This is a genomic window from Blautia faecis (assembly GCF_020554845.1).
GTDB classification, from domain to species: Bacteria; Bacillota; Clostridia; order Lachnospirales; family Lachnospiraceae; genus Blautia_A; species Blautia_A faecis.
This window is the reverse complement of sequence record NZ_JAJCIA010000050.1, coordinates 21,358-27,465: the sequence shown is the minus strand read 5'-3', so window position 1 is coordinate 27,465 and position 6,108 is coordinate 21,358. Positions and strand designations below refer to the sequence as shown.

Annotated in this window: 7 protein-coding genes; 5 read left to right on the top strand and 2 right to left on the bottom strand. The window is 40.3% G+C overall.

The genetic code is table 11. The annotated features are described in order from the left end of the window. The 3 genes from LIZ66_RS16870 to LIZ66_RS16860 form a co-directional block, all read left to right on the top strand. A partial coding sequence (locus LIZ66_RS16870; RefSeq protein ID WP_227201071.1) for a hypothetical protein occupies positions 1 to 1,235 on the top strand: 1,235 nt, incomplete at its 5' end. A gap of 343 nt (positions 1,236 to 1,578) precedes the next feature. Continuing rightward, the gene (gene htpG / locus LIZ66_RS16865) at positions 1,579 to 3,645 is read left to right on the top strand and encodes a molecular chaperone HtpG (protein WP_173772381.1); all 2,067 of its coding nucleotides are present in this window, start codon (positions 1,579 to 1,581) and stop codon (positions 3,643 to 3,645) included. A gap of 267 nt (positions 3,646 to 3,912) precedes the next feature. Beyond that, positions 3,913 to 4,302: a sporulation initiation factor Spo0A C-terminal domain-containing protein gene (locus LIZ66_RS16860; RefSeq protein ID WP_173772382.1), complete on the top strand. Its 390-nt coding sequence runs from the start codon at positions 3,913 to 3,915 to the stop codon at positions 4,300 to 4,302. Positions 4,303 to 4,307: 5 nt separating this feature from the next. Here LIZ66_RS16860 and LIZ66_RS16855 read toward each other — a convergent pair whose 3' ends face one another. Further along, the gene (locus tag LIZ66_RS16855; protein ID WP_173718273.1) at positions 4,308 to 4,811 is read right to left on the bottom strand and encodes a DUF5721 family protein; all 504 of its coding nucleotides are present in this window, start codon (positions 4,809 to 4,811) and stop codon (positions 4,308 to 4,310) included. Between the two features lie 193 nt (positions 4,812 to 5,004). Between LIZ66_RS16855 and LIZ66_RS16850 the strand changes: the two genes are divergently transcribed. Continuing rightward, positions 5,005 to 5,844: a DegV family protein gene (locus LIZ66_RS16850; protein WP_173718274.1), complete on the top strand. Its 840-nt coding sequence runs from the start codon at positions 5,005 to 5,007 to the stop codon at positions 5,842 to 5,844. On the opposite strand, the gene LIZ66_RS19620 is transcribed toward LIZ66_RS16850, so the two are convergent. Further along, the gene (locus LIZ66_RS19620; RefSeq protein ID WP_306467798.1) at positions 5,828 to 5,980 is read right to left on the bottom strand and encodes a DUF6783 domain-containing protein; all 153 of its coding nucleotides are present in this window, start codon (positions 5,978 to 5,980) and stop codon (positions 5,828 to 5,830) included. The genes LIZ66_RS16850 and LIZ66_RS19620 overlap by 17 nt on opposite strands. Here LIZ66_RS19620 and LIZ66_RS19615 point away from each other — a divergent pair. Next, positions 5,918 to 6,064: a DUF6783 domain-containing protein gene (locus LIZ66_RS19615; protein WP_308768450.1), complete on the top strand. Its 147-nt coding sequence runs from the start codon at positions 5,918 to 5,920 to the stop codon at positions 6,062 to 6,064. The two genes, LIZ66_RS19620 and LIZ66_RS19615, sit on opposite strands and share 63 nt — an antisense overlap. The last annotated feature ends 44 nt before the right edge of the window (positions 6,065 to 6,108 follow it).

Below are 6,108 nucleotides of genomic sequence, written 5' to 3'. Positions count from 1 at the left end.
TGACACCAGAAGTCACTCCGGAAGTAACACCAGAAGTGACACCAGAGGTAACTCCAGAAGTGACACCAGAAGTCACTCCGGAAGTAACACCAGAAGTCACCCCGGAAGTGACTCCGGAGATTACTCCAGCTCCTTCATTTACTACCGACATTTCCGAAGTGAAATTCGACAGTAAAGAAGTTGGTTACAAAGAAGCACCGGCTGCAGTTACAATCAATGTATCCAATACTGGAAATGTGAAATTAACCGGTATTGCTGTAAGTGTAAGCGGAAACGAATTTACAGTAAGTGCTCCGTCTGCTTCAGAATTAGAGGCAAATGCAAACCAGTCTGTATCTTTTACTGTTGCACCGGCAGTTGGATTGGCAGCAGGAACCTATACACAGACTGTTTCCATTAAGACAGATCAGACAGATTACCTGAATATTCCAGTAAGCTTTACAGTAACAGAAGCTGCTGCCAAGCTTACAGCTGTAGGCAAAGTATCTGATATCAGTCTGGCAAACGGGGTTGAGAAGTCAGCAGCTGGACTGCAGCTTCCATCTACTGTTAAGATTACTACAAACAAGGGCGATATGAATGCCTCTGTAAAATGGGATGTAAAGGGCAGTGCATATAATCAGAACAGTACAGAAGCACAGAAGTTCTCTGTGAAAGGTACTGTTGCTCTTCCAGACGGTGTTACAAATCCGGATAACCTGAGCCTTGTAGTATCTGTTAATGTCACTGTAAGCCGTGGATCGATTGTATCTGATGCAGGGAATAACAGTATCACAGGAATCAGCTCCGATGGAAACTATACTACAGAGACCAAGATTACTTTCACTGCAGTTGGCGCAGGTATGGATATTGAAAATCCGATTAAGGGAGATGTAAGATATCAGCCGCTGAACTGGGAGGTCCTTGAGGCAAGAAGCTGGGACGGCGCACCATATTCTGCAACTTTCCGCATGGGCAAGAATGGAAATTATACTTTGACTGTCACATATAATCAGCAGCAGTTTGATGGAAGCAACTGGGTAAATACTGGAACACAGGATACCAAGCAGGTTAATTTCACTGTAAATGCTGCACCGAATCAGACTCTGACACCGGCTGCAGACAAAACAGATGCAAATCAGAAGAATGCAGTAAAGACCGGGGATAATACTCCAATCCTCCCATTTGTAATTATTCTGATCGTTGCGATTGTCTTAATTGTAGGAATTCTTGTTTACCGCAATAAGAAAAAATAATAGTGGATTCTCAAATAAACAGTAATTGTGAATGAGAGCAGAACGAATGAGGGAGACCAGAAATGGTCTCCCTTCTTTTAATAATAATTACTAGGTTACTGTTCACTCCGTGACCAGTAACACGCTTCGCGATGCACAGAAATCATGCATTCGCATGATTTCGCGCTGAGATTCTCGGGTTTTCTGTGAACTTTGTTCACAAAAAACACCTCGCGGAATGTTACCAGTGAACAGCAATATTACTAGCACTCAATCAAAATGAGTGCTAAATTTTCCTTGACTTTTAGTCAGTTTGGTATTACTATAGTTTGTATAATTAAGAAGACAAAGGAGAGTGAGCTGCATGGCTGAGAAGCATGGTAGTTTATCAATTAACAGTGAAAATATTTTTCCAATTATAAAGAAATGGTTATATTCTGATCACGACATTTTTGCAAGAGAGTTAATCTCCAATGGTTGTGATGCAATTACGAAGCTTAAGAAACTTGATGTTATGGGTGAATACACACTTCCGGATGATTACAAAGCTGAAGTACAAGTTATTGTGAATCCGGAAGAGAAGACTTTGAAGTTTATTGATACAGGTCTTGGTATGACGGCCGATGAAGTGGAAGAGTATATTACACAGATTGCTTTTTCAGGAGCTACTGAGTTTCTTTCCAAATATAAAGATAAGACCACGGATGATCAGATCATCGGTCATTTTGGACTTGGCTTTTATTCAGCATTTATGGTAGCAGATGAAGTTCATATTGATACTCTTTCTTATAAAGAGGGCGCTGCTCCAGTACATTGGACCTGTGATGGTGGTACAGAGTATGATATGCAGGAAGGCAATAAGACTACAGTTGGTACTGAAATTACTCTGTTTTTAAATGATGAGAGTACAGAGTTTTCCAACGAATATCGTATGAGAGAGATTATTGAGAAATATTGTTCTTTCATGCCGGTAAATATCTATCTGTCTAAGGAAAATGCACCGCAGGAGTATGAGACCATTGATGAGGCTGAGCTTCGTGATGATGATGTAATTGTAGAGCGTATCCACGAGGATGCTAAGACTGAGGAGAAAGAGAATGACAAAGGTGAGAAAGAAGTCGTAGAAGTATCTCCTGCAAAAGATAAAGTAAAAATCAATAAACGTCCGGTATCTTTAAGTGATCCGGAGCCATTGTGGATGAAACATCCAAACAGTTGTACAGATGAGGAATATAAAGAGTTTTACCGTAAAGTCTTTATGGATTATAAGGAGCCTTTGTTCTGGATTCATTTGAACATGGACTATCCGTTTAACCTGAAAGGTATTCTGTACTTCCCGAAGATCAATACAGAATATGATTCCATTGAAGGTACGATCAAACTGTACAATAACCAGGTATTTATCGCAGATAACATCAAGGAAGTAATTCCAGAATTTCTGCTTCTTCTGAAAGGTGTAATTGATTGTCCGGATCTTCCACTGAATGTATCCAGATCTGCACTGCAGAACGATGGCTTCGTGAAGAAGATTTCCGAGTATATTACAAAGAAAGTAGCGGACAAGCTTACCGGAATGTGTAAAACAGACCGTGAGTCCTACGAGAAATACTGGGATGATATCAGTCCATTTATCAAATATGGCTGCATTAAGGACAGTAAGTTCTCAGATAAGATGAATGATTATATCCTCTTCAAGAACATTGATGGCAAATATCTGACTCTGAAAGATTGCATCGAAGAGAACAGGAAACCAGAAGATGAGACTAAGACAGAAGAGACTGTTGAATCCACAGAAGAGAAGAAAGAGGACGGCGCGAAAGACGAGAAAGAGCCTGAGAAGACTACTATCTTCTATGTAACAGATGAGGTTCAGCAGAGTCAGTATATTAACATGTTCCGTGAGGCAAAGAAGGATGCTGTTATTCTGAAACACAATATTGACAGCGCTTTTATTTCCCATCTGGAGCAGAAGAATCAGACTATCCAGTTTAAGAGAATTGATGCAGATCTTACAGAAGAACTGCGTGGGGAGGAAGCTACTGACGAGGAGACTTCCAAGACTCTTACAGAAGTATTCAGAGATGCATTGAAGAATGACAAACTGGAAGTGAAGGTTGAGAATCTGAAAAATGAAAAAGTTGCTGCTATGATGACCCTTTCTGAAGAGAGCCGTCGTATGCAGGATATGATGAAGATGTATAATATGTACGGCATGGATCCATCTATGTTTGGTGGTCAGGAAACTTTGGTTCTGAATGCGAAACATCCGTTGGTTCAGTTTGTAGCAGACAACAAGGATTCTGATAAGACCCCGGTTATTTGCGAGGAACTGTATGATCTTGCCATGCTGAGCCATAAACAGCTTTCACCGGAAGAGATGACCAGATTTGTTCAGAGAAGCAATGAAATTCTGCTTATGCTGACAAAATAAGCTATGACAAAAAGGGACAGACGCATAAATGAGTATTGCATTTAGGACGCCTGTCCTTTTTATATGAAAAATTGGAAAAGTTTATCCTGTTATTCTGTTTTTCTATAGAATTTTATCTCGAAATCTCTAAAAAATATTACAATTTTCTTAATTTTCGTCTCAAAATGCTAAAAAAGGCAAATTTAACTCGTATTATATGTAGAGGCAAATCAAGGGCTGACTGCAGATGCAGAATCAGAAGTATAACTTATTGTGGGAGGGACAAAAATGAGAGAGGTATACGGCACGATACGCAAACTTGGTGCGACATCGAAATATAAAGGATATTATTTTGTGGCGGAAGCCATACGCATGACAATGGAATTTCAGGAAAGACCAATGAAGATCACAAAAGATATTTATCCAAGGCTTGCAAAGAAATTTAAATCCAAGCCATCTAATATTGAGCATGATATTCGTACAATTGTAAATGTATGTTGGGAAAATCATCGGGAAAGACTGGAAGAGATTGCCGGATATCCTCTGGAATACAGACCTACCAACAGTGAATTTGTAGATATGATCGCCTTTTATCTGGGAGATGAAAAAGAAAGCAAGGTTCCAGACGTGGAATGCCAGAATAACTCTATTGGAAAATTAATGGAGAACCTATTCTGACAGGATTAAACTTCTTCTACAGATAATCCGCTGCGATGAAAAAAATCCATCACATATTGCTCCCAAAGGTGGTCCAGTTCTTTACCGGGAAGAAAGGTTTTCATAGATGTTCCGGTAATACAAAACAAGGTCTTATTCTTATATTGGAGATTCAAATACAGACCTGTTATCAGTTCGGGAGAAAGTGAAAATGCAGAACTCTGCAATAATGCAGCGGTCTTGTTCGGAGAAAACTGAAGCACGATTTTGAAAGAAAGAGGCGCTTTTTTTCCACGGATAACAGAATAACAAAATGGTTTTACTTCTTTCCAGAGAGAGAATGTACGGTGGCTGGAAGCTAAAAATTCCTGCTCATCATTATCGAAAAAATCAGTTTGGAGTTTGCCGTCAATGGAAAAAACATTGCTGGTAATGATCTCTGCCTGGTTTAGCCAGAAGAGATCGAAGGTATCTCCAAGAAAAAGCTTATTGGTAAAATTCTTCTGGTCAGTGATTTTTAAAGCGAGCATAGGGACCTCCTTTCTAAAGGGCATGTCGTCTGTCGACGACATCAATATATGAAAATCAGTTGCTGATGAACAATAACCATTATAAAGCAATTTGGGGGAAAATGGAAGAAAAAACTCTTTTCAAACACATAGTAATGTGTTAATATAGATGTGGTATTTAAAACTACATATTACGGAAAAGAGGACGATATAATTGAGTTATAAAATTGTGATAGATAGCTGTGGAGAACTTCTGGAGCAGTGGAAACAGGATGAAAGATTTGCTTCCGTACCGCTTACACTGACTGTTGGAAGTGAGAATATAATAGATGATGAGACATTTAACCAGGCAGATTTTTTACAGAAAGTTGCCGCCTGCCCGGAATGTCCGAAATCAGCCTGCCCGTCGCCTGAGAGCTACAGAAAGGCATTTGACTGCGAAGCTGAACATATATATTGCGTTACTCTTTCCTCTGAACTCAGTGGTTCCTATAACAGTGCAGTGCTTGGAGCAAGTCTTCTTCATGAGGAGAAAAAAGGCGTTCAGATTCATGTTTTCAATTCCTGTTCTGCTTCTATCGGGCAGACTTTGATTGCAATGAAAATTGCACAGTGCGAAGATGCCGGCCTTCCGTTTGAGGATGTTGTCAGCGTTGTGAATAAATATATTGAAGAACAGCACACTTTTTTTGTGCTGGAGAATCTGGAAACCTTACGTAAAAATGGCCGCCTCAGCCGTGTGAAAGCGCTTGTGGCAACAGCCCTTAAGATCAAACCGATCATGGGATCTACTCCGGAGGGGACGATCTGCCAGCTGGATCAGGCACGAGGCATGAATAAGGCGCTTGTGAAAATGGTGGATAAAATTGTGGAAGTGACAGAAAACAGTGAGAACAAAATTCTTGCCATTTCCCACTGCAACAGCCCGAAGAAAGCAAATATGCTTAAAGAAGCCATCCAGGAGAAGATGAAGCTGGCTGATATTGTGGTTCTTGACACAGCCGGTGTCAGCAGTATGTATGCAAATGATGGAGGAATTATTGTAGCTGTCTGATGCTAGAGCCTGTTTGAAAAATCATTCCCGCAATCTGCACGCCCCACTTTGCGGTATATTTTGTCCGAATTCGATTGTCGTAGCCCGCTACGGCGCCCTCATCCGGACAAAATCTCCCACAAATTATGACGCACATCTTGCAGAAAGCCTTTTTCAAACATGCTCTAGAGCGTATTCACTGATAACATTTCGCGAGGTGTTTTTTGTGAACTGTAAGTGAACATACTTCCATTTTGTTGGGAAATATGATATACTCATCTAAGT